This is a genomic window from Streptomyces kanamyceticus (genome assembly GCF_008704495.1).
GTDB lineage: Bacteria > Actinomycetota > Actinomycetes > Streptomycetales > Streptomycetaceae > Streptomyces > Streptomyces kanamyceticus.
Genome location: NZ_CP023699.1, coordinates 4,408,225 through 4,429,678, shown reverse-complemented (window position 1 = coordinate 4,429,678; position 21,454 = coordinate 4,408,225). Strand labels below are relative to the sequence as shown.

Annotated in this window: 22 protein-coding genes and 1 pseudogene; 15 read left to right on the top strand and 8 right to left on the bottom strand. The window is 70.5% G+C overall.

What is annotated here, in order from left to right; all coding sequences use genetic code 11:
- The first annotated feature begins 48 nt into the window (after positions 1 to 48).
- Genes CP970_RS18475 through CP970_RS18455 form a run of 5 tightly spaced genes read left to right on the top strand, consistent with a single transcriptional unit; the run spans position 49 to position 7,190 of the window.
- Positions 49 to 3,948, top strand: coding sequence for a non-ribosomal peptide synthetase (locus CP970_RS18475; RefSeq protein ID WP_150493559.1), 3,900 nt, complete (start codon positions 49 to 51; stop codon positions 3,946 to 3,948).
- 9 nt (positions 3,949 to 3,957) lie between these two features.
- Positions 3,958 to 4,662, top strand: coding sequence for a 3-oxoacyl-ACP reductase FabG (gene fabG / locus CP970_RS18470; protein WP_055553641.1), 705 nt, complete (start codon positions 3,958 to 3,960; stop codon positions 4,660 to 4,662).
- A gap of 31 nt (positions 4,663 to 4,693) precedes the next feature.
- Positions 4,694 to 5,338: a 4'-phosphopantetheinyl transferase family protein gene (locus tag CP970_RS18465; RefSeq protein WP_055553639.1), complete on the top strand. Its 645-nt coding sequence runs from the start codon at positions 4,694 to 4,696 to the stop codon at positions 5,336 to 5,338.
- Positions 5,335 to 6,174, top strand: coding sequence for a dimethylargininase (gene ddaH / locus CP970_RS18460; protein ID WP_055553637.1), 840 nt, complete (start codon positions 5,335 to 5,337; stop codon positions 6,172 to 6,174). The genes CP970_RS18465 and ddaH overlap by 4 nt, the downstream gene beginning before the upstream one ends.
- A gap of 5 nt (positions 6,175 to 6,179) precedes the next feature.
- Positions 6,180 to 7,190 (top strand): hypothetical protein, encoded by a 1,011-nt coding sequence (locus tag CP970_RS18455; RefSeq protein WP_055553635.1) that lies wholly within the window; start codon positions 6,180 to 6,182, stop codon positions 7,188 to 7,190.
- 90 nt (positions 7,191 to 7,280) lie between these two features.
- Here the strand turns inward: CP970_RS18455 and CP970_RS18450 are convergent, their stop codons facing one another.
- Together CP970_RS18450 and CP970_RS18445 are read right to left on the bottom strand one after the other, a co-directional pair.
- Positions 7,281 to 8,198 (bottom strand): DUF3558 domain-containing protein, encoded by a 918-nt coding sequence (locus tag CP970_RS18450; protein WP_055553633.1) that lies wholly within the window; start codon positions 8,196 to 8,198, stop codon positions 7,281 to 7,283.
- A 144-nt stretch (positions 8,199 to 8,342) separates the two neighbouring features.
- Positions 8,343 to 9,281, bottom strand: coding sequence for a DUF3558 domain-containing protein (locus CP970_RS18445; RefSeq protein WP_150493557.1), 939 nt, complete (start codon positions 9,279 to 9,281; stop codon positions 8,343 to 8,345).
- 181 nt (positions 9,282 to 9,462) lie between these two features.
- Here CP970_RS18445 and CP970_RS18440 point away from each other — a divergent pair, with 181 nt between their 5' ends.
- Positions 9,463 to 10,656, top strand: coding sequence for an RtcB family protein (locus CP970_RS18440; protein ID WP_150493555.1), 1,194 nt, complete (start codon positions 9,463 to 9,465; stop codon positions 10,654 to 10,656).
- Positions 10,657 to 10,695: 39 nt separating this feature from the next.
- Here CP970_RS18440 and CP970_RS18435 read toward each other — a convergent pair whose 3' ends face one another.
- From CP970_RS18435 to CP970_RS18425, 3 genes are read right to left on the bottom strand one after another with little or no spacing between them, the layout of a single operon-like run.
- The gene (locus CP970_RS18435) at positions 10,696 to 10,905 is read right to left on the bottom strand and encodes a hypothetical protein (protein ID WP_150494814.1); all 210 of its coding nucleotides are present in this window, start codon (positions 10,903 to 10,905) and stop codon (positions 10,696 to 10,698) included.
- 2 nt (positions 10,906 to 10,907) lie between these two features.
- Positions 10,908 to 11,675: an SDR family NAD(P)-dependent oxidoreductase gene (locus CP970_RS18430; protein WP_150493553.1), complete on the bottom strand. Its 768-nt coding sequence runs from the start codon at positions 11,673 to 11,675 to the stop codon at positions 10,908 to 10,910.
- Between the two features lie 55 nt (positions 11,676 to 11,730).
- Positions 11,731 to 12,066 (bottom strand): YnfA family protein, encoded by a 336-nt coding sequence (locus tag CP970_RS18425; protein ID WP_055557193.1) that lies wholly within the window; start codon positions 12,064 to 12,066, stop codon positions 11,731 to 11,733.
- A gap of 144 nt (positions 12,067 to 12,210) precedes the next feature.
- Here CP970_RS18425 and CP970_RS18420 point away from each other — a divergent pair, with 144 nt between their 5' ends.
- Positions 12,211 to 12,603: a hypothetical protein gene (locus CP970_RS18420; protein ID WP_224058505.1), complete on the top strand. Its 393-nt coding sequence runs from the start codon at positions 12,211 to 12,213 to the stop codon at positions 12,601 to 12,603.
- 95 nt (positions 12,604 to 12,698) lie between these two features.
- On the opposite strand, the gene CP970_RS18415 is transcribed toward CP970_RS18420, so the two are convergent.
- Positions 12,699 to 13,220: a GNAT family N-acetyltransferase gene (locus tag CP970_RS18415; protein ID WP_150493551.1), complete on the bottom strand. Its 522-nt coding sequence runs from the start codon at positions 13,218 to 13,220 to the stop codon at positions 12,699 to 12,701.
- A gap of 52 nt (positions 13,221 to 13,272) precedes the next feature.
- Positions 13,273 to 14,100, bottom strand: a complete 828-nt coding sequence (locus tag CP970_RS18410) for a helix-turn-helix domain-containing protein (RefSeq protein WP_150493549.1) — start codon at positions 14,098 to 14,100, stop codon at positions 13,273 to 13,275.
- Between the two features lie 113 nt (positions 14,101 to 14,213).
- Between CP970_RS18410 and CP970_RS18405 the strand changes: the two genes are divergently transcribed.
- The 3 genes and pseudogenes from CP970_RS18405 to CP970_RS45970 all read left to right on the top strand — a co-directional run bounded on the left by CP970_RS18405 (position 14,214) and on the right by CP970_RS45970 (position 15,764).
- Positions 14,214 to 14,801: a TIGR03086 family metal-binding protein gene (locus CP970_RS18405; protein WP_055549630.1), complete on the top strand. Its 588-nt coding sequence runs from the start codon at positions 14,214 to 14,216 to the stop codon at positions 14,799 to 14,801.
- 151 nt (positions 14,802 to 14,952) lie between these two features.
- Positions 14,953 to 15,389: pseudogene (locus tag CP970_RS45975) on the top strand (LLM class flavin-dependent oxidoreductase); the annotation flags it as partial.
- A 21-nt stretch (positions 15,390 to 15,410) separates the two neighbouring features.
- Positions 15,411 to 15,764: an NAD(P)H-dependent oxidoreductase gene (locus CP970_RS45970; RefSeq protein WP_398656951.1), complete on the top strand. Its 354-nt coding sequence runs from the start codon at positions 15,411 to 15,413 to the stop codon at positions 15,762 to 15,764.
- A gap of 19 nt (positions 15,765 to 15,783) precedes the next feature.
- On the opposite strand, the gene CP970_RS18395 is transcribed toward CP970_RS45970, so the two are convergent.
- Complete coding sequence (locus tag CP970_RS18395; protein WP_079043654.1) at positions 15,784 to 16,386, bottom strand: hypothetical protein; 603 nt, start codon at positions 16,384 to 16,386, stop codon at positions 15,784 to 15,786.
- A gap of 164 nt (positions 16,387 to 16,550) precedes the next feature.
- On the opposite strand from CP970_RS18395, the gene hemL reads away from it, so the two are divergent.
- From hemL to CP970_RS18370, 5 genes are all read left to right on the top strand, one after another.
- Positions 16,551 to 17,876 (top strand): glutamate-1-semialdehyde 2,1-aminomutase, encoded by a 1,326-nt coding sequence (hemL, locus tag CP970_RS18390; protein ID WP_079043653.1) that lies wholly within the window; start codon positions 16,551 to 16,553, stop codon positions 17,874 to 17,876.
- A complete protein-coding gene (locus CP970_RS18385; protein WP_055549624.1) occupies positions 17,873 to 18,565 on the top strand; it encodes a histidine phosphatase family protein in 693 nt (230 codons plus the stop codon). Before hemL ends, CP970_RS18385 begins: the two co-directional genes overlap by 4 nt.
- Positions 18,566 to 18,747: 182 nt before the next feature.
- A complete protein-coding gene (locus tag CP970_RS18380; RefSeq protein ID WP_055549622.1) occupies positions 18,748 to 19,971 on the top strand; it encodes a polysaccharide deacetylase family protein in 1,224 nt (407 codons plus the stop codon).
- 66 nt (positions 19,972 to 20,037) lie between these two features.
- Complete coding sequence (locus tag CP970_RS18375; protein WP_055549620.1) at positions 20,038 to 20,688, top strand: TlpA family protein disulfide reductase; 651 nt, start codon at positions 20,038 to 20,040, stop codon at positions 20,686 to 20,688.
- Complete coding sequence (locus CP970_RS18370) at positions 20,688 to 21,452, top strand: cytochrome c biogenesis CcdA family protein (RefSeq protein ID WP_055549618.1); 765 nt, start codon at positions 20,688 to 20,690, stop codon at positions 21,450 to 21,452. The genes CP970_RS18375 and CP970_RS18370 overlap by 1 nt, the downstream gene beginning before the upstream one ends.
- Positions 21,453 to 21,454 lie beyond the last annotated feature (2 nt).

Here is a 21,454-nt window from a genome sequence, read left to right as displayed (position 1 = left end):
CGCCGCGAGGACCTGCGCGCCGCCCGCCCCACGCCGACGGGACTTCTCATGAACCACGAGGTCAGGAACCTCCCCCTGCTCCCCGCCCAGGAGAGCGTGCTGTTCGCCGAGACGGCACACGGCCGACCCGGCACCCACAACCTGGCCCTCGCCCTCCGGCTCACCGGGCCGCTCGACAGGACCGCCCTCGACACCGCGCTGCGCCAACTGACCGTGCGCCACGAGGCGTTGCGGGTCGCCATCACCACGGCTGCGGACGGCGTCACGCAGACCATCAGCGCCGACGTGACCGTCACCGTCGAAGAGGCCGACCTCACCGCGACAGGACCCGACACCCTCGACGCCGTCCTCGCACTGCACTTCACCCATGCCCAGGACCGGCCCTTCCACCTCGACCTGGCACCGCTGCTGCGCGTCACCCTGTTCCGGCTCGGGGACGACCGGCACGTACTCCTGCTGGTCGTGCACCACAGCGTCGCCGACGGGCACTCCATGGACGTCCTCGCACGCGAATTCACCACGCTGTACGAGGCGGCCGCCGAAGGACGACCCGACCCGCTCGGGCCACCCGCCCTCAGCTACGCCGACCACGTCACCGCCGCACTCTCCGGCGGCTCCGAACGCCGCAGGGCCCGCGCCCTCGACCACTGGCGCACCACCCTCGACGGCGCCCCCGCCACCCTCGACCTGCCCATGACCGAACTGGGCGGCACGACACGGCGACAGGCCGCCACCCACCGCCACGACCTGCCGCGCCCCGCCGTCGCCCGACTGCGCGCACTCGCCGACGACCAGCGCACCAGCCTCTTCTCCGTGCTCGCCGCGGGCGCCTTCGCCCTCCTCGGCCGCTACACCGGAGAGCGCGACATCGTGCTCGGCGTCCCCCTCTCCACCCGCCTGGCGCCGGGCTCCGAAGGTCTGGTCGCGCTCACCGTCAACACCATGCCGCTGCGCGCCGGGTTCGCCGACGACCAGGACTTCCTGACCCTCCTGCACACCGTCCAGGGCCGCACCTTCCAAGCCCTGCGCCACCAGGGCGTGGCCTTCCACGAACTCGTCCACACCCTCAACCCGCCCCGCTCGGCGGGCCGCCAGCCCGTGTTCCAGCTCGGCCTCAACCACATGCGCACCGAGCCCGCCGCCGCACCGGGCACCGCACTCCTCGTCGAACCGCTGCCCGTCGCCAACGCGACCGCCGCCTTCGAACTGATGCTGACCTTCGTCGAGTCGGCGGACGACGTCCGCGTCTACGTCGAGTACGACACCGGACGCTTCGGCCAGGACACCGTCGAGGCGCTGGCCCGGCACCTCGCGAACCTCCTCACCGCCGTCTCCGAGGACCCCCGCGCCCTCCTCGCCGACATCGAGCTGATGGACGAGGCGGAACACCGGCAGGTCCTGCACCACTGGAACGACACCGCCGCGCCCCTCACCGACGACACCATCCCGAGCCTCTTCGCGCGCCAAGCCGCACTGCGCGGCGACTCGACCGCCGTCGTGTGCGGCGCCGAGAGCCTCAACTACCGCGAACTCGACCGGCGTTCGGCGCGCCTGGCCCGGCTGCTCGCCGAGCGCGGCGCGGGCCCCGGCACCTTCGTCGGCCTCTCCCTGCACCGCTCCACCGACACCGTCGTCGCGCTGCTCGCCGTACTCAGAACGGGCGCCGCCTACGTGCCGCTCGACCCGGCCTACCCCGCCCAGCGGCTCGCCCACATGCTGGCCGACGCCGCCCCCGCCCTCGTACTCACCGAATCCGCGGCGGCCGCGGGACTGCCCACGGGGACCGGCACGCCGCCCCAACTCCTGCTTGACGACCCGGCGGTGGCAGCGGTCCTAGATGCCGTTGGCGACGACGTCTCGTTCGCGTGCCCGGCGACCGCGGACCAGACCGCCTACGTCATCTACACCTCAGGCTCCACCGGCCGCCCCAAGGGCGTCCCCGTCACCCACCGCAACGTCGCCAACCTCGCCGCCTGGGCCGCCGACGCCTTCGGCGACGGGCTCGCCCGGGTACTCGCCGCGACCTCCCTCAACTTCGACGTCTCCGTCTTCGAGATCCTCGGCCCCCTGCTCAACGGCGGCAGCATCGAGATCGTCCGCGACCTCCTGGAGATCGGCGAACGCGGCGGCTGGCACGGCACCCTCATCAGCGGCGTCCCCTCCGTCCTCGCGCGGCTCATCGCCGACGGCGCCCCCGACCTGCGCGCCGACCACCTCGTCCTCGCGGGCGAGGCACTGACCGCGCCGGTCGCCGCGCGCCTGCGGGCCGCCGTGCCGGGGGCCCGCCTCGTCAACGCGTACGGACCGACCGAGACCACCGTGTACGCCAGCGCCTCCGCCACCGGCGGGAAGGGCGACGACGACCGGGCCGAGGAGGACACGCCTCCCATCGGAGGCCCGCTGCGCAACACCCGCCTGTACGTCCTCGACGACCGGATGCGACCGGTGCCCGTCGGCGTCCCCGGCGAGCTCTACATCGCGGGCGCGGGCGTCACGCAGGGCTATCTGCACCGTCCCGACCTCACCGAATCCCGCTTCGTGCCCGACCCGTTCGCCGCCGAAGGCTCCGGATCCGTGCGGATGTACCGCTCCGGCGACATCGTCCTGCGCCGCCCCGACGGACAACTGCGCTACGTCGGCCGCTCCGACGACCAGGTCAAACTGCGCGGCTTCCGCGTCGAACCCAGCGAGATCGAAGCCGTCATCGCCGAACAGCACGACGTGGCACAGGCCGTCGTCGTCCCGCACGAGGACCGGCACGGCGAACACCGCCTCGTCGCCTACGTCACCGCCGCGCCCGGCACCACACCCGACCCGGCCCGACTGCGCACCGCCGCCGCCCGACTGCTGCCCGCCTACATGGTCCCCGCCGCCGTCGTACTCCTGGACGAACTGCCCCTGTCACCCGCGGGAAAGCTCGACCGGGCCCGGCTCCCCGACCCCGGCTTCAGCACCTGCGAAGGCCGCCCGCCCCACACCCCCGACGAGATCGCCGTCGCCGCACTCTTCGCCGACGCGCTCGGCCTCGACCGGGTATCGGCCACCGACAGCTTCTTCGACCTCGGCGGACACTCACTCCTCGGAATCCGCCTCGTCGGCCGACTCAGCACCGAACTGCGCGCCCAACTCACCGTGCGCGACCTGTTCGAGACACCCTCCGTCGAAGGAATCGCCGGGCGGCTGCGCCCGGACGACACCGCGCCCGACGACACCACGCCCGCAGCCGCCAAAGCCGACGACTTCGCGGTCCTCCTGCCGCTCCGCACCCGGGGCGACAGGCCCCCGCTGTTCTGCTTCCACCCCGGATTCGGCCTCAGCTGGAGCTACGCGGCCCTGACCCGGAGCCTCCACCCGGACCAGCCCGTATACGCGTTCCAGGCGCGCGGCATCGGGCGAGACGAGGAACTCCCCTCCACGTACGACGAGTTGCTCGACGACTACGTACGACAACTGCGCGCGATCCAGCCCGAAGGGCCCTACCGGCTGCTCGGCTGGTCCTTCGGCGGACTCGTCGCCCACTCACTGGCCGCCCGCCTCCAGGCCGAAGGTCACGACGTCGAACTCCTCGCCATGCTCGACACCGTCCTCGTCGGCACCGACGAGGACCTGGCACCGGATGAGACGCGCCGTCTCATCGAGGCCGAGACCGCCGACGTACGCCAAGTCGTGCCCGACACCGAGCGGCTGCTCTGTGTCGTCGAGAACCTGATCCGGCTGCGCACCCAGTTCCGCCCCGAGCCGTACCGCGGCGACCTGCTCTACTTCACCGCCGCGAACGAACCAGGTCGGCTGGAATCGGTCAGCGAACCGTGGGAGCCGCACGTCGAAGGACGCCTCGTGGAACACCGCGTCGACTGCGCCCACCTGGACATGATGAAGGCCCGCCCCGCCCGCGAGATCGGCGACCTGCTCGGCAAGGCGCTCGACGCCATCACCCCTCACGGATAAGGAACCCCCATGCCCCGTACCGCCCTGGTCCTCGGTGGCAACCGCGGCATCGGCCTCGCCGTCGCACGGCACCTGGCCGCGCGCGGCGACCGGGTCGCGGTCAGCCACCGCACGGGCGAGCCGCCCGAGCAGCTCTTCGGCGTGCACTGCGACGTCACCGACGCCGACGCGGTGAACGCCGCCTGCACCCGGGTCAAAGAAGAACTCGGCCCGGTCGAAGTGCTCGTCTTCAACGCGGGCATCACCCGAGACCGGCCGCTCGCCGCGATGTCCGCCGAGGACTTCACCGCCCCGCTGCGGACCAATCTGGTCGGCGCCTTCCACGGCATCAGGCCGGTCCTGCGCGGCATGATGCGCGCCAAATGGGGCCGGATCGTCCTGATGTCCTCCACCGTGGCGCTCTCCGGCGCCGTCGGACAGACCAACTACGCCGCGTCCAAGGCCGGACTCATCGGCCTGGCACGGTCGTTGGCGCTGGAAGTGGCGGGACACGGCATCACCGTCAACGTCGTCGCGCCCGGCTACACGGACACCGACATGGTCGCGGCCATGCCCGGCGCCCAGCGCGAGAACCTGCTGGCGACCGTGCCGATGCGCCGCATGGCCACCTCCGACGAGATCGCGTCCGCCGTCGGCTACCTCACCGGTGAGGACGCGGGCTACGTCACCGGCACGGTGCTGCGGGTCGACGGCGGCCTCGGCATGGGGCACTGACGAGCCGATGCGAGGAGAACGAGCGGCGTTCATGGTCCGCCCCACGGAGGACGTCCTGCCCTTCGCCGACCCCTTCGTCGGTCCCTTCGTCGACCAAGTCCAACTCGCCCCGTACGAAAGGGAGCGAGCGGCCCGGCTGCCCGCGGGGCCCCGGCGCCGGGACTACCTGGCCGCACACGTCCTGGTCCGGCTGTGCGCGGCCCGGCTCACCGGCACGCCCGCCGACACCCTCGTCCTCGGACAGCACTGCGACGACTGCGGCGGCGACGACCACGGCAGGCCGTTCCTCCGCGACCACCCCGGCATCCACGTCAGCCTCTCCCACACCACCGGCGCCGTCGCCGCGGCCGCGGGCACCGACCCCGTCGGCGTGGACGTCGAGGACGCCACCGCCGCCGTGTTCGACGCGCGGGTGGCCGCCCGGGTCCTCGCCCCCGCCGAACTCGCCGCCGTCCACGCCGACCCCGACCCCGCACGCGCCTTCCTGCGCCTGTGGGTACGGAAGGAGGCCCTGGTGAAGGTCGGCATCAGCGCGATCGGCCGACTGCGCGAACTCGACCTCACCGACACCGCCCCGCTGCCCGGCCTCAGCTTCCACGACCCGACAGACCGGCACGACCACCTCATCGCCGCCGCGGTCACCCGCACCACTCACCCAGGAGAACAGCACGCATGACTGCGAACCAGTCCACCGCACAGCACAGGACCCGCACGGCGACCCCGCGCCGGTTCCTGATGTGCTCCCCGAGCCACTTCGACGTCACCTACTCCATCAACCCCTGGATGCACCCCGCCAAGCCGGTGGACGGCGGACTCGCGCTGCGCCAGTGGGAAGGGCTCCGCGACCTGTACAAGGAGCTCGGCCACACCGTCCTCGACATCGACCCGATAGCGGGTCTGCCCGACATGGTCTTCGCCGCCAACGGCGCGACCGTCGTCGACGGCAAGGTCTTCGGCGCCCGCTTCCGCCACGTCGAGCGCACCGCCGAAGGCCCCGCCTACCTGGAGTGGTTCCGGCGCCAGGGCTTCGACGAGCTGTACTGGCCCGAGCACATCAACGAGGGCGAGGGCGACTACCTGGCCGTCGGCCGCCGACTGCTCGCGGGCACCGGCTTCCGCACCGACCCGCGCTCGCACTTCGAGGCCCAGGAGTTCTTCGGCCTTCCCGTCACCAGCCTCCGCCTGGTGAACCCCTCGTACTACCACCTGGACACCGCGCTCTCGGTCCTCTCGGACGACGAAGTGGCGTACTACCCCCAGGCGTTCTCCGAGGGCAGCCAGGCCGTACTGCGCGAGATGTTCCCCGACGCGATCCTCGCGACCGCCGAGGACGCGGCCGTGTTCGGCCTCAACATGCTCTCCGACGGCCGCCACGTCCTGCTCCCCAAGGCGGCCACCGGACTCGCCGAGCAGCTCTCCGAACGCGGCTTCGAGCCGATCGGCGTGGACCTGACCGAACTCCTCAAGGCGGGCGGCAGCGTGAAGTGCTGCACGCTCGAACTGCGGGGCTGACGCCGATGGACAGCCACATCAGGGACAGCCACATCGTCGAGCGCCACGACGACACCGCCGTCAACTGCCTCACCGGCAGCTACTCGATCCTCGCGGGCATCGCGGGCCGCCCCGTCGAGGAACAGGCCGTCTTCGAACGCGGCGACGGCTACCTCTTCCAGGCGGGCCTGGACGAGTCGGGCTACCCCGAGTACATCTTCCCGGTGGAGGAGGCCGGGGCGCTCGGCATGACGCGCTCCGCCTTCACGGTGCACAAGGAGCCCATCGACTTCCAGGCGCCCGGCACCCAGCTCGCCGCGCTCCTGAAGCGGCACCGGGCGGTCATCGTGTGGGTCAACACGGCCCACCTCAACTACGCCGACGTGTACCGCGACAACGCGCCCTACCTGCACGCGGTGGTCGTCGACGGGATCGCCGAGGACCACGGCCACGTCGAGGTCCACGACTCCCTCGTCGTCGACCTCAAGCCGTTCAGCTGCCGGGCCCTCGTCACCCTCGACGACCTCGTCGGCGCCGCGTCGGACCGGATCAGGAGCGAGGCCCACGACGCGATGGGCTTCTTCTACGCGGTCTCGGACGACCTGGCCACGGGCGCGGGATCCTCGGACGACAGGGACCTCGGCGGCGTCCTCACCCGCCAGGCCGAGCGCTTCTTCGCCGAGCCCCGCTTCCGCGAGGCGATCCGCCGCTATCAGGCCCTGTGCGAGGAGTGCTTCGCGGGCCCCGCGGAGCGCGCCACACACGGCGCCCGCAGGCTCTTCCACCACGCGTCGGTCCTCTACGCGGTGCCCAGCCTGAAACTGCTCGCCCGCTCGCTGCACGCAGCGGGGGCGTCGGAGCGCACCCTCGCCCTGCACGACGACACCGTGCGGCACTGGGAGGCCATGGGCGTACTCGCGCTGCGCTACGAAGCGACGTCGTCGCCCGCGGTGCTGAAGCGGATCACCCAGCGGTTCGACCAGCTGGACGAGGCGACGGTGCGGCTCTGGGAGTCGGTGGCGGGGCGCTCGGCGTAGCCCGGCGGGCAGCGGGCAGCGGGAAGCGGGAACGCAAGTGGCCCGGCCCATCCGGGCCGGGCCACTGCGACATCAACGGGCTTGCCGGTCCTAGGACTTGTGGCTCGCCTTGCTCTTGTCGTCGTCCGACTTCGAGCTGTCCGACGCCTTGGCGTCGCTCTTCTTGTCGTCGCTCTTGGGAGCGTCGTCCTTCTTGCCGTCGTCCTTCGGCTTCTCGTCCTTCGACTTGTCGCCCGAACCCGCGGGCTTGCCGCCGCCCTTGTTGGCGGCGACGACCGCGTCGACGGTCTCCTTCGCGGCCTTCTGCGCGGCCTTGCCGAGCTCGCCCGCGTCGGGGGCCTTGTCGCCCGCCAGGCCCGCGCCGTTGTAGTCGACGGTGATGACCGCGTTCTCCACGCGCGTCACGAACGTCTGCTGCTTGAAGGTGTCCTTGTCCTTCTTCAGGTCGTACTTCACCAGGGTCGCCTGGTCGCCGACGCCCTGCACGGGCTCGGCCTTGAGGCCCTTGGCGTCCTTGGTCCCCTGGGCGTCCGCGACCTGCTTGGCGAAGTTGTCCTGGGCGCGCTTGGCGCCGGTGCCGAGCGAGGCGTCCGAGTCGAAGCGCAGCGTCGAGACGCGCAGCCAGCGGAACTGCGAGCCGTCCACGCCGTTGTTGTCGAGGCTGTCCCACGAGCAGCTGCCACGGGTGGCGGTGTCGCTCGACGTGCCCGCCTTGCCCGACTTGTCCTTCGCCTTCGGGACGAGCTCGCCGAGCGTCTTCTTCGACAGGACGTCGCAGGGCTCGGGGAGCTTGCCGAACACGGCCTTCTCCACCTCGGCGGCCTTGTCGCCGCCGCCGTCGGCCTTGGCCGAGGCCGACGCCTTCGAGCCCGAGTCCTTCTTGGCCCCGTCGGAGCCGGAGTCGGAGTCGGAGGAGCAGCCGGAGGCGACGAGGATCACCGGTACGGCGGCCGCGCAGACGAGAAGGCGGCTGCGGAGCTGTCGCTGTCGCTGTGCAGGTCGGTGCATGGTTCCTTCACTCAGTTCGTCTCGTGACGTCCAGTTCGTCTCGTGACGTCGTCGGGTCCGAGGGGCCACGGTACGCGTACGGGACGGCGGGCGGCTCCGCTTCACCGGACCCGGGCCCCTCGCCGCCCCCGCTCTTCGCGACCGCTACTCGTCGAACTTCCCCGAGAGGCTGTCGGCCAGTTCCCGCGTCTTGTCCTGCATTTCCTTGCTGTCGGGGACGTCCGTGCGGCGCCCCGGCTGCTCGTCGTACTCGATGGTCACGATGACGTTCGACGTGCGGAACACCACAGTCACGGTGCGGTGCCGGGTGGCCGAGGTGGCGGTGGTGAGGGTGTCGTCGATGAAGGCCTCGTCGCCGAGGTCGTCGAGGGTGCGGGGTTCGAGGCCGGGGGGCGGGTCGGTGGGCTGGGAGGTGCCGTCGCTCACACCGCCGACGCCGCCATCAGCGCCCGCTTTCCCCTTTTTGCCCTTCTCGTCCTTGCTCCCCTTGCCGTCCTTGCTGGACTTGTCGGAGGGGACGGGGTCGTCGGCGTTGGACCCCTGGGGCTTGTCGCCCGCCTCGGAGCCGGCGGAGGGATCGTCGGTGGGCTGGCCCGTGGACTCCTCGGACTCGGTGGTGGAGGAGGGCTCGGGGAGACCGGCCTCCTCGAGCTTTCGCGCGTAGAGGGCGGCCGCGCGCTCGTCGTCGCTGACGGCCCCGTCGTACGACACGACGCGCTCGAAGTCGACGAGGAGGTGGTGCGAGGCACCCGCCGACTCGACCTTCCAGTTGCAGCCCACTCGCCGGTCGGTGTCGTACGTCACCGTGGGCTTGCCCTCGTACGCCTTCTCGCGCTGCTCCTCCTGCGCCATCTCCTTGATGCCGGGCAGCATCGAGTCGAGCGTGCCGCTGTCGACCTCGCCGCAGGGCTCGGGGAGCGTGCGGTACTTGCCGGGCTGCGCGGGGGCACTGGAACTGCCGGTGTCGCCGGGCTTCGAGTCGTCCGCACCGTCGCCGAGCCCGTCGCCACCGCTGCAGCCGGCGAGCAGCGCCGCGAGGAGCGCGGCCACACCGGGTACACAGGCCTTGGCCTTCCGCTGCACCGTGATGGCTCCTCTCGCCTGGCTTCGCCTGGATATTCGGTTGCCGCTGGTGGACGACCGGTGGACACAATGTCTATCGCACGCGCTGCCGTGGATGCCGGTCCGTTACCCCTTTCGTTGACCTTGGCTCCGGTATTTGCGCTTCAAGGCTTGTAGTTGATTACGGGGTAATGAGGACGATATGTCGTACGTAGAGGTTCCCGGCGCGAAGGTGCCGATCCGCATGTGGACCGACCCGACGTCGGTCGAGGAAGCGGCGATGCGCCAGCTCCAGAACGTCGCGACACTGCCGTGGATCAAGGGTCTGGCCGTCATGCCGGACGTCCACTTCGGCAAGGGCGCGACGGTCGGTTCGGTCATCGCGATGCGAGGCGCGGTGTGTCCGGCGGCAGTTGGGGTGGACATCGGCTGCGGGATGAGCGCCGTCAAGACGTCGCTGACCGCGAATGACCTTCCGGGTGACCTGTCGAGGCTGCGCTCGAAGATCGAGGCGGCGATTCCGGTGGGGCGCGGGATGCATGAGGAGCCCGTGGGGCCGGGGGGCTTTCATGGGATGGCTACGGCGGGGTGGGAGGACTTTTGGGGGCGGTTCGACGGCGTCGCCGAAGCGGTCAAATTCCGTCAGAGTCGGGCCGTGAAGCAGATGGGAACGCTCGGATCCGGAAACCACTTCATCGAGTTCTGTCTTGATGAGTCAGGTTCGGTCTGGCTGATGCTGCACTCCGGCTCCCGCAACATCGGCAAGGAACTGGCCGACCACCACATCGGTGTGGCCCAGGGGCTCCCGCACAACCAGGGCCTGGTCGACCGGGACCTGGCGGTCTTCGTCGCGGACACCCCGCAGATGGCGGCGTACCGGAACGACCTGTTCTGGGCGCAGGAGTACGCGAAGAACAACCGCGCGATCATGATGGGACTCTTCCAGGACGTGGTCCGCAAGGAGTTCAAGAAGGCGAAGGTGACCTTCGACCCGGTGATCTCCTGCCATCACAACTACGTCAGCGAGGAGCGCTACGACGGGATGGACCTCCTGGTCACCCGGAAGGGCGCGATCCGCGCGGGCAGCGGTGACTTCGGGATCATCCCGGGTTCGATGGGCACCGGTTCGTACATCGTGAAGGGCCTCGGCAACGAAGCGTCCTTCAACTCGGCCTCGCACGGCGCGGGTCGGCGCATGAGCCGTGGCGCCGCGAAGCGCCGCTTCTCGACGAAGGACCTGGAGGACCAGACGCGGGGCGTCGAGTGCCGCAAGGACTCGGGCGTCGTGGACGAGATCCCGGCGGCCTACAAGCCGATCGAGCAGGTCATCGACCAGCAGCTCGACCTCGTGGAGGTCGTGGCGAAGCTGAAGCAGGTCATCTGCGTCAAGGGGTGAGGCGGCGCCCCCTGTCCGGTAACGGGCCGGGGGCGTACGTCACTTCGCGTGCTTGACCGCGTAGATCATCACGAACGCGACGATGTGGATGCCGAAGAGGAAGTACGCGAGGTACCACCACACCATCCGCTCGTTCTTCTTCTCCTCCGCGAGGCGGCGGGACTCGTGTTCGTGGGTGAGGCGGTGGAGGGGGTCGGGGGCGTCGGCGGAGTAGGCGGGGGTGCCGGGGTCGTCGCCGGGGAGGGGCATCGTCACAGTTCCCGGTGGACCTTGGTGTTGGACGCCTGGGCGCGGGGGCGGACCACCAAGAGGTCGATGTTGACGTGCGGCGGGCGCGTGACCGCCCAGGTGATCGTGTCCGCCACGTCGTCGGCGGTGAGCGGCTCGGCGACGCCCGCGTAGACCTTGGCGGCCTTGTCGGCGTCGCCGCCGAAGCGGTTCAGCGCGAAGCCGTCCGTCTTGACCATGCCGGGCGCGATCTCGATGACGCGCACCGGCGTGCCGACGATCTCCAGGCGGAGGGTCTCGGCGAGGACGTGCTCGGCGTGCTTCGCCGCCACGTAGCCGCCGCCTCCCTCGTACGTGCCGTGCCCTGCGGTCGAGGAGAGGACCACCACCGTGCCGTCGCCGCTCGCGGTGAGCGCGGGCAGCAGGGCCTGGGTGACGTTCAGGGTGCCGATGACGTTCGTCTCGTACATCTGGCGCCAGTCCGCCGGATCGCCGGTGGCGATGGAGTCCGCGCCGAGCGCGCCGCCCGCGTTGTTCACCAGGACGGCGATCTTCTTGAAGGCCGTCGCGAAGGTGTCGACGGCCTCGCGGTCCGTCACGTCGAGCGCGTACGCCAGCGCGTCGTGTCCGGCGTCGGTGAGTTCGGCGGCGAGGGCCTCGATGCGGTCCTTGCGGCGCGCGGTGAGGACCACGCGGTATCCGGCGGCGGCCAGGCCGCGCGCGGTGGCGGCACCGATTCCGCTGCTCGCGCCGGTGACGATCGCGATGCGGGTGGCGGCGACGGCGGTCATGGTGCGCTCCTCGGGCAGGCGGGGTCGGTCCATCCGCCAGGATAAGCGTGCGATTTCAGCTGTCTCGTGGGGCGTACATGATCACGGCGACGCCCGCGAGGCAGACCAGCGCCCCGACGACGTCCCAGCGGTCGGGCCGGTAGCCGTCCGCGACCATGCCCCAGGCGAGCGATCCGGCGACGAAGACGCCGCCGTACGCGGCGAGGATGCGGCCGAACTCGGCGTCCGGCTGGAGCGTGGCCACGAATCCGTAGATGCCGAGTGCGATGACGCCCGCCCCGATCCAGGCCCAGCCGCGGTGCTCTCGTACGCCCTGCCAGACGAGCCAGGCCCCGCCGATCTCGAAGAGCGCGGCGAGGAGGAAGAGGGCCATGGAGCGGGTGGTGAGCATGGTCAACAGGGTGGCATGGGGATATCCGGCGCCGGTGGCGTGGCATGTATCGGGGCAAAGTTCCCGGTAGGTGGGTGGAGGTCGCTTGCTGTGTGGGGTGTCTTGGGTCTGGGTCTGGGGCTGAGTGCCGGAGCTGCTCTGGGGATGGTCGGTCCTGAGGCCGATCTCGCCTTCCACGGCGAGGTGTCCCTGCGCGAAGGCTCGGTACGCGTCCGGTTCACGCCGCAGAACCACGGCCCCTCGGACCTCGCGGGCGCCACCGTCCGACTGCGCTGGTCGACGCCCCTGGTGGGGGTGGAGCGGTTGCCCGAGGGGTGTCTGCGGGCGGGGGTCAGTGCGGTGCTGTGCCGTACGGGCGCGCTGGACGCGGGGAGCGCGGGCTCGCCCGTAGAGGTCGTGGTGCGGGTCGCGGGGGCGCCGGGGGAGGTCGGGGTGCGGATCGATACGGCGTGGGACGGCGGGGCAGTGGACCACAACCCCCGGAACAACAGGCATGCGGTGCTGGCGCTTGATACCGGGGACGTCTACTACTTCTGAGGGTGGGGGCGGTGCTCCTACGGGAGCGGTCCGGCGCGGAGATACGGGTGGGCGGGTGGGAACGCATCCGCCGCGAAGCGGCGGGGTAGTCGGCCCTACAGGGAGAGATCGGCACCGAGGGCGAGGCGCCAGTCGTTGCAGGCGTGCCAGTTCCCCTTCGGGTACTCGATCGTCGCCTCGCCGACCAACGTGAAGCCCGCCCTACGGCACACCGCGTTCGACGCCCCGTGCCCCGTCGCGGGAAACGCGTGGAGGAAGGCGTGGCGCCCCGCCGCCCTCGCCTCGGGGACGACGAGGCGAGCCGCCTTCGCCGCCAGGCCCCTGCCCTGGAACGCGGGCAGGACGCCCCAGCCCGTCTCCCAGACCTCCTCGCCCTGCCAGGTCGTCTCCCAGTAGCCGATGGAGCCCGCGACCTCGCCGTCCAGGGTGATGCGGAACATCTGGCCCCGGCCGTCGAGGCGGAGGTAGCGCCGGTGCCGGTCGACCACCTTCTCGGGGGTCTCGGGGCCGCCCAAGTGCTCGGTCAGCTCGGGGGTGTTGAGCGCGAGGAGCAGGTCGAGGCCGCCCTCGTCCGACCAGGGCTTGAGCTCTACGGCGGGCTGCTGTGAGGAGTCCATGGGGGCACGGTAGGGGCAGGGTCTGACAACGGGCCCGTGCGAGGGGGAGAGTTCAGTGCGCCGCGTACGCCGTCGGCGGCACCCCCACCGTCGCCGTGAAGTCCCGTACGAGGTGGGCCTGGTCGGCGTAGCCGAGTGAGGCGGCGAGGTCCGGCCAGTCGATGGTGGCGTGGGGCGTCGACTCGGCCTGTTCCAGGGCCTCGTGGATCCGGTAGCGCAGGATGATCCACTTCGGCCCGACCCCTACGTACGCGGAGAAGAGCCGTTGCAGCGACCGGACCGACAGACCCTCCGTGCGCGCGAGCGCGGACACGCGGCGTACCGAGCGGTCCTCGCGGACGTGGTCGACGAGGCTCATCGCGAGGTCCGCCCGCGGGTCGGGGGCGGGGCCGAGCGCCGTCAGGAACGCGTCGAGCGCCGCCACGCGCGCGTGCTCGTCGTCGGGGGTGAGGATCCGCCGCGCCGTGGCGCGGGGAGGGGCGGGGAGGTGGGGGAAGACGTCGGGCAGTGGCAACCGGTGGCCCGTCAGCGAGGCCACCTCCAGGTGCGGTGCGAAGGGGCGGAAGCCGCCCGGCCGGAACTGCACCCCGCAGACTCGTCCCCGCCCGGCCAGCTTCTTGGTGAAGAGGCCCGGTTGGATGCCCGCCACCTCGGCGATGGGGTGGGGCTCGGAGGACTGGAAGACGACGTTCACGGACGGGTGCGGGACGACGTGGGAGGCGTAGGGCTCGGTGAGGTCCCAGTCGATGAGCCAGTAGTGCTCCAGGTAGGGGCGCAGCGCCTCGGCGGGGGCGTGTCGGCGGAAACGTACCCGGGCGAACAGTCCGGCGGCGTCCACGATGCCGCGGGTGTCGCGGCGTGGGGTCCCGGGCGTGCGCATGACGGGATCGTAGGCCGGAATGGCCGAATGGCCCCGCCGCCCCGTCGGGTGCGCCGCGCGCGGTGTCGCGTTTCTTCAAGCCGGGGAGGGGCGCGCCTTCGTAGCGTTCAGATATGGACACCACAGACAAGGTCAGTGAGCTGCTCGCTCTCGCCGCCGCGAGGGCCGTTCCCGTCGTACGGGCGATTCCCGGCGGCCGCCTCGGCGACCCCACGCCCTGTGCGGAGTACGACGTACGCGCTCTGGTCAATCACCTCCTCCATGTGGTCGTGCAGTTCCAGGAGCTGGCGGCCAAGCGCGATTCCGACTTCTCGGCCACGCCCGATTACGTGGGGGAGGGCGGCTGGCGTGAGCGGTTCGCCGCCGAGACCGAGCGGCTCGTCGCCGCCTGGGGCGAGCCGGGCGCGGACGAGGGCACGACAGGGGCGATGGACATGCCCGCCGGGACCGTCGGCCGCATGGTGCTGCTCGACCTGACCGTGCACGCCTGGGACCTGGCCCGGGCCACGGGGCAGGAGCCGGTGGCCGTGGACGAGCGGGTGGTCCTGCGGCTGGCGGAGGCCGTCGAGGGGATGGCGCCGATGGCGCGGAAGATGGGCGTCTTCGGGGAGCCGGTGGCTGTGCGGGAGGGGGCTTCCGGCGTCGAGCGGCTGTTGGCCGCCACGGGGCGTGACCCGTACTGGAGGGTCGCGGGCCAGTAGGCGGGGCACGTCCGAGGCCCGTAGACAGGGAATGTCCGAGGGCCCGTAGACAGGGAATGGCCAGGGAATACGGGAGTGGCGCGCTCCGTTCCGACAGGTATAGTTGAACAGTCAACAACCTTCGGAGAGTGAGCCAGCCATGTAGTTCGGGATCTTCAGCGTCGGCGACGTGACCGCCGACCCGACCACCGGCCGCACCCCGACCGAGCGCAATGGGGTCTCCCCTGCTCTTTAAGAGCTTGGGGATGGATCAAGGCGATGGTCGCCATCGCGCTCAAGGCCGAGGAGGTGGGACTCGACGTCTTCGCGACCGGCGAGCACCACAACCCGCCCCTCGTGCCCTCGTCCCCGACCACGATGCTCGGCTACATCGCCGCCCGCACCGAGCGGCTCGTGCTCTCCACCTCCACCACCCTCATCACCACCAACGACCCGGTGAAGATCGCCGAGGACTTCGCGATGCTCCAGCACCTCGCGGACGGGCGGGTGGACCTGATGATGGGGCGCGGCAACACGGGCCCGGTCTATCCGTGGTTCGGCAAGGACATCCGCCAGGGCATCAACCTCGCCGTCGAGAACAGCGGGCTCTTCAAGTCCTTCTTCGACGCCGTGAGCGGATTCGACAAGGACGCGCTCGCGGGGACACCGGTCCTGATCGCGGCCACCGGTGGCACGGCCCGGCACTCCCTGGTCCTGGACCACGCGCTGCGCCCGCTCTTCGCCTACCTGCGCGCCGTCGTCGTACCCACCGGGGTGTACGCGGCCTCGGAGGACTGGGGAGCACAGGGGCTCGCGGAGCGGATCGAACGGGCGGGCGCCGAACTGGCCCGGATCGCAAGCCCTGCAGCAACCCCCACAGCAAGCCCCACAGCCTCTGCCCGCCCGGCGCGCAAGGGCGCCTCGGGCGGGTTCGGGACCGTCGTGCCCTTCGAGGAGCAACTGGCCGCGTTGCGGGGGGAGTAGCGGCGCGGTGGTCCGGTCCTCAGGGCCAGACCAGGCAGTACGCCTGGTGTCCCGCGTCATGCAGGCGATGCGAGAAGTCCTGCCACTCGTGCAGGAGTTGGTAGACGTTGAACGCATCCCGCGGCCCGCCCCGGTCGGGCACCGTGGACCAGATGAACGCCGCCGCGCCCACCGACTCCTCGCCGATGCCGCGCAGGGGGTCGACGACGGTCATGGGGAGCTTCACCACGGCGTAGTCGGGGTGCAGGACGACCAGTTCCAGCGGGGGGACCCTGTGCAGGGGTATGCCCTCGATGCCGGTGAGGACCATCGCGGCCATCGTCTCCGGCTTGATCTTCGTGAACATGCCGCCCATGCCGAGCTCGTCGCCGCCGAGTTCCTCGGGGCGCATGGAGATGGGCACGCGGGCGGCGGTCGCGCCGTCCGGGGCGCCGAAGTACTTGTAGGTCACCCCCACCCCGCCACTCCTGCTGCTCGCCCCGTTCCGCTCGATCCTGCCGGAACCGCTGCGTGCCTGTTCGGGCGTCTGCGCCGGTTCCGCATCGCGCCGGTGCTTGCCACCCCGGGCACGCCGGGGGCCCAGGCCGTCGGTCCCCTCGCCCAGTCCGCCACCGCGATGCATATCTCCACCCGACTGCTTTGCCAGGGCGGCACGGCCCTGTCTTTTCTAGGCCCCGCGGCCCCCGCCACGCAACCCGATCATCGTGTCAGTGACCTCCCCCACGGTCACCCGCTAAAACGTGGGGTGAAACACCTGTCCGCAGGATCTCCGAACCCTCTGACACCATGGCTCGTGTGAGCTTCCCGTATAGCGCCCCAGTTTCGCAGACTCTTTTCGACCGTGCGGCGGCCGTGACGCCCGGCGGTGTGAACTCTCCCGTGCGCGCGTTCCGCGCTGTGGGTGGTACGCCCCGTTTCATGGTGTCCGGTACCGGTCCGTACCTGACGGATGCCGACGGCCGCGAGTACGTCGACCTCGTGTGTTCGTGGGGTCCGATGATCCTCGGCCACGCGCACCCCGAGGTGACCGCCGCCGTGCAGGAGGCCGTCGCGCGCGGCACCTCCTTCGGTACGCCCGGCGAGGGCGAGGTCGCCCTCGCCGAGGAGATCGTGGCCCGCGTCGCCCCCGTCGAGCAGGTGCGGCTGGTCTCCAGCGGCACCGAGGCGACCATGTCGGCCATCCGCCTGGCGCGCGGTTTCACCGGCCGCGCCAAGGTCGTCAAGTTCGCCGGGTGCTACCACGGCCACGTCGACGCCCTCCTCGCCGCCGCCGGTTCGGGCGTGGCCACCCTCGGCCTTCCCGACACGCCCGGCGTGACCGGCGCCCAGGCGGGCGACACCATCGTCGTGCCGTACAACGACCTGGACGCCGTGCGCGCCGCGTTCGCCGCGAACGCCGGTCAGATCGCGTGTGTGATCACCGAGGCGTCGCCGGGCAACATGGGCGTCGTACCGCCGCGCGAGGGCTTCAACCAGGGGCTCGCCGACCTCTGCGGGGAGAACGGCGCGCTCTACATCTCCGACGAGGTGATGACCGGCTTCCGTACGTCGAAGGCCGGCTGGTTCGGCGTCGACGACGTCACGCCCGACCTGCTGACCTTCGGCAAGGTCATGGGCGGCGGCTTCCCCGCCGCGGCCTTCGGCGGCCGCGCCGACGTCATGGCGCACCTGGCCCCCGCGGGCCCGGTCTACCAGGCGGGCACGCTCTCCGGGAACCCGGTCGCGACGGCCGCGGGCCTCGCCCAGCTGCGGCTCCTCGACGACGCGGCGTACGACAAGGTCGACGCGGTGTCGGAGCGGATCCGCTCCCTGGTGACCGAGGCGCTGGCCAAGGAGGGCGTCGCGCACCGCGTGCAGAACGCCTCCAACATGTTCTCCGTCTTCTTCACCGACAGTGAAGTGCGCAACTACGACGACGCGAAGGCGCAGGAGTCGTTCCGCTTCACCGCCTTCTTCCACTCGATGCTGGCGCAGGGCGTCTATCTGCCGCCCTCGTCCTTCGAGTCCTGGTTCGTGTCCACCGCCCTCGACGAGCGGGCGATCGAGCGGATCGCCGCCGCCCTGCCGGGTGCCGCGCGCGCTGCCGCGGAAGCTACGGAGGTCACCGCATGAGCGGCACGGCAGCGGGCGACGAGCTGACCGTCGTCCACCTGATGCGCCACGGCGAGGTGCACAACCCCGAGGGCATCCTCTACGGGCGCCTGCCCGACTACCACCTGTCCGAGCTGGGCAGGCGGATGGCCGACCGGGTCGCCGAGCACCTCGCCCAGCGCGACATCACGCACGTGGTGGCCTCGCCGCTCGACCGCGCCCAGGAGACGGCCACGCCGATCGCCAAGGTGCACGGCATCGACCTGGCGACGGACGGGCGGCTCATCGAGGCGGGCAACGTCTTCGAGGGCAAGACCTTCGGGGTCGGCGACGGCGCGCTGAAGAACCCGGACAACTGGAAGCACCTCGTCAATCCCTTCAAGCCCTCCTGGGGCGAGCCGTACATCGAGCAGGTCGTGCGGATGATGGGCGCCCTGGACGCGGCGAAGGACGCGGCGCGCGGGCACGAAGCGGTGTGTGTCAGCCACCAGTTGCCGATCTGGATCGTGCGGAGCTTCGTGGAGAAGCGGCGCCTGTGGCACGACCCGCGCAAGCGGCAGTGCACGCTCGCTTCGCTGACGACGTTCACCTACCGCGGCGACAAGATCGTTTCGGTGGGATACACGGAGCCCGCGCGGGATCTCGTTCCCGCGCATCTCCTCGCGGGTGCCAAGCCGGTGAAGGGGAAGGCCAAGGCGTTCGGCGCCTGATATTCCGTCATTGATCGACGTCGAGTAATCGCGTGGCGACTGTAGGTCCCTTCTCGGCAAAAGCCCCATAAATATGTGCGACTTGTCGGAACCCCCGTGTTCGTCGCGCCCTCTAAGTGGTTGTCCGTCTTGCATGGCAGATACAGCAGGCACGGACCCAGGGCGCGACGAATGGGGATGGAATGCGCGACATCAGCCGCAGGGGAATGATGGGGCTCGGCGCCGGTGCGGTGGCCGCGCTCGGACTTGCGGGCTGCGGAAGCGGAAGCAACTCCGGCGGTTCGGGAAAGGGCAAGGACGGGCAGCCGGGTGCGGAAAAGCACCGCGCGAAGCCGATCGGTGACGGCTCGACCGCCTATACCGGAAAGCAGCCCAAGCAGCCCGGCAAGCCCGTGCCGCTGCAGCCGGGCGAGACGCCCCCACAGTTCGTGATCTTCTCCTGGGACGGTGCGGGCGAGGTCGGCAACGGTCTGTTCCCGCGCTTTTTGAAGCTCGCCGAGGAACACGACGCACGCATGACGTTCTTCCTCTCCGGGCTTTATCTCCTGCCCGAATCGAAGAAGCGCATGTACCGGCCGCCGAACAACGCGGTCGGCGCCTCCGACATCGGCTATCTCACCGACGGTCACGTCAAGGAGACGCTGAAGTACGTCCGGCAGGCCTGGCTCGAAGGCCATGAAATCGGCACGCACTTCAACGGGCACTTCTGCGCGGGAACGGGATCCGTCGCCAACTGGACGTCCGCGCAGTGGCAGGACGAGATCGACCAGGCCAAGTCCTTTGTGAAGAAGTGGCGTACGAACACCGGCTGGACCGATCTGCCGTCGCTGCCCTTCGACTACGACAAGGAACTCGTCGGCGGCCGCACCCCCTGTCTGCTCGGCCAGAACAACCTGCTGCCGACCGCGAAGAAGCTCGGCTGGCGCTATGACGCCTCCTCGCCCGGCGGCCGTCAGCGCTGGCCCGAGAAGAAGATGGGCGTCTGGGACCTGCCGCTGCAGGCCGTGCCCTTCCCCGGGCACTCCTTCGAGGTCCTCTCGATGGACTACAACATCCTCGCCAACCAGTCGCAGAACTCCACGAAGGCACCGCCGGCCAACTACCCGGGCTGGCGCAAGCAGGCCACCGAGGCCTACATCGCCGGATTCAAGCGGGCGTACGAGTCCAACCGCGCGCCGTTCTTCATCGGCAACCACTTCGAGGAGTGGAACGGCGGCATCTACATGGATGCCGTGGAGGCCGCCCTGAAGCACATCGCGGGCAAGAAGGACGTACGCCTGGTCTCCTTCAAGCAGTTCGTGGACTGGCTGGACGTGCAGGACCCCAAGGTCCTTCGCGACCTCCAGGGCCTCGATGTCGGCCAGGCTCCCGCAGGTGGCTGGAAGGGCCTCGGCAAGGCCGCCTGAAATGGGATCTTCCGCAACCCCGGGGGGTGCGGAAGATCCCCGAAACGGGCATGCGAAACTTTTCACATGAGTGCCGCCTGCCGCGTCCCCAAGACCGCGAACCGCAGCCGTAGCCGTCGCCCCGGCGGCCGCCGCGGGCGTCTGGCCCTGTTCGCCGCAGGGGCCGCGGTCGGTGCCCTGGTCCTTACGGCCTGTGGCTCGGGGGGCACGTCGGGCGGCTCGGGCAACACCAACTTCGTGGCCGGATCCGACGGCATCGCCACCGCCAAGAAGGCGGACCGCAAGCCGCTGCCCGAACTCGACGGCGAGACTCTCGAGGGCAAGCACCTCAACCTCTCCAAGGCGTACAAGGGCAAGATCCTCGTCATCAACGTATGGGGATCCTGGTGCGCGCCGTGCCGGGCCGAGGCGCCGAACTTCGTGAAGGTCGCCGCCGACACCAAGGCCAAGGGCGTCGAGTTCGTCGGCATCAACACCCGCGACCCCGAGCGCGGCCCGGCGATCGAGTTCGAGAAGGCGCACAAGATCACCTACCCGAGCCTGCACGACTCGACGGGCAAGCTGCTCCTTCGCTTCCCGCAGGGCTCGATGAACCCGAACTTCATCCCCTCGACGCTCGTCGTCGACCGGGACGGCAAGATCGCGGCCCGCTCGCAGCAGCCACTGAACGAAGAGAAGCTGCGCAAGATGATCGACCCCGTGCTCGCGGAGAAGTGATGTCCACCCTCGCGGCCATCACGGGCCCGAACCAGACCGTCATGAGCGGAGCGCTGCTCCTGGCCGTGCCGGTCGCCGTGCTCGGCGGGCTCGTCTCCTTCTTCTCGCCGTGCGTCCTGCCGCTCGTGCCCGGCTACCTGTCGTACGTCACCGGGGTCGGCGGCCAGGACCTGGCGGAGGCCAAGCGCGGCAGGATGGCCGCGGGGGCCGGTCTCTTCGTGGCCGGGTTCACCGTGGTCTTCGTCTCCGCGACCGTCTTCTTCGGGGCCATCGGGCGCACGCTGAAGGAACACCAGGACACCATCAACACCGTGCTCGGCGTGGTGATGATCGTCCTCGGGATCTTCTTCATGGGGCTCATGCCCTGGCTCACCCAGCGCGAGTTCCGCTTCCACAAGCGGCCCGCCATCGGGCTCGCGGGCGCCCCGATAGTGGGCGCCCTCTTCGCCGTCGGCTGGACGCCGTGCATCGGGCCGACGCTCGCCTCCGTCCTCGCGCTGGCCGCCGACGGGGCCAACCCGCAGCGCGGTGCCATCCTGGGGGTCGCCTACTCCCTGGGCCTCGGCATCCCGTTCATCCTCGCCGCCGTGGCCTTCCGCAAGGCGCTCGGCGCCTTCGGGTGGATCAAGCGGCACTACGCGTGGGTGATGCGCGTCGGCGGCATCATGATGATCGCGACCGGCCTGCTGCTCGTCACCGGAGTGTGGGACAGCATGATCCAGCAGATGCAGGTCTGGTCAAACGGCTACACGGTGGGGATCTGATC